At 30.5% G+C, this 1,180-nt stretch carries 1 protein-coding gene; it reads left to right on the forward strand.

The window, feature by feature from the left end:
• A partial coding sequence (locus RB298_RS22845) for an AAA domain-containing protein (protein WP_486048710.1) occupies positions 1-1,180 on the forward strand: 1,180 nt, incomplete at both ends.

Below are 1,180 nucleotides of genomic sequence, written 5' to 3' on the forward strand. Positions count from 1 at the left end.
TTAACCTGGTATAAATATTATGATTTTTCTCGGGATATGTATGAACAAATAACGAATTATCGCTTTACTGATTTAATTATTAAAGATATAAAACTTGAAAAGAATGCTTACATTATTAAGGATGATTCAGTAAAAGCGACTAGAAGTATTTTGTCATTATATGATCATCTTTTAGATGGTAATACGGATAAATCACCGCTTTATCAAAAATTTATCAAACCAGAATTTAATCCCATTAGGCCGTTAATCCCCAATACCGTTTTGGAAATGGAAAAGCATTCTGCTCAAATGGGAGGTGAATATCCTCTTTCTCCATCTCAAAGGGAGTGTATTAATCACTTTAACAATATGAGTGAAGGAGAAGTATTGGCAATTAATGGGCCACCGGGAACGGGTAAAACTACTTTGTTACAATCTCTTGTTGCTAATTTATACGTAGATAAAGCTCTAAAAAAAGAAAAAGCTCCTTTGATTGTAGCATCTTCAACAAATAATCAGGCCGTAACAAATATTATAGAGTCATTCGGTAAAATTGAAAAACAGTGGAAGCATGCTAACTTAGAAAAAAGATGGGTAGAAGGTGTCAACAGTTTTGCAGTTTATTTTCCTTCATCTAGAAAAGAGAAAGAAGCAAAGAAAAAGGGATATCAATATACAAATCCAAAAGGAGAAAACTTTTTTGCTAATATTGAAAGTGAAGAGAATATTCAATCTTCTAAAAAAAAGATGATAGAAGAATGTAATTTATATTTTAATGCAAATTTTACAGGAGTTGAACAGTGCGAGAAAGTAATATATACGAGATTATCAGAGCTTGATTTGATTCGAAAAGACCTTTTAAAAATCTTTGGTGAATATGAAGAGTTGAATCCAGACGGAAAGTTTATGGAGAATTATCTTACTCAATTAAAAGATGAAAAAAGGCTGTGGAACAGACAATTAGATTTTATTCAGACCAGGGTAAAACAATGGAATATACACTTCAAAAGCATCCCATTTCTACATCGTCTTCTTTCCTTTTTGCCGAAATTTAAAGAGAAGATTTTTAATAGAAATAGATTGTTTTTATTACCTGAAGAAACTTTTTTAAATGAGTTTGTGAGTATAGACCAAGTTATTTCTATATACGATAATAAAGCCAAAGTAGCAAGAGAAAAAATAAATGAAAAGAATGAGCTCT

It is taken from the genome of Priestia sp. BR_2 (genome assembly GCF_041954005.1).
Taxonomy (GTDB): domain Bacteria; phylum Bacillota; class Bacilli; order Paenibacillales; family Paenibacillaceae; genus Paenibacillus_AQ; species Paenibacillus_AQ lautus_A.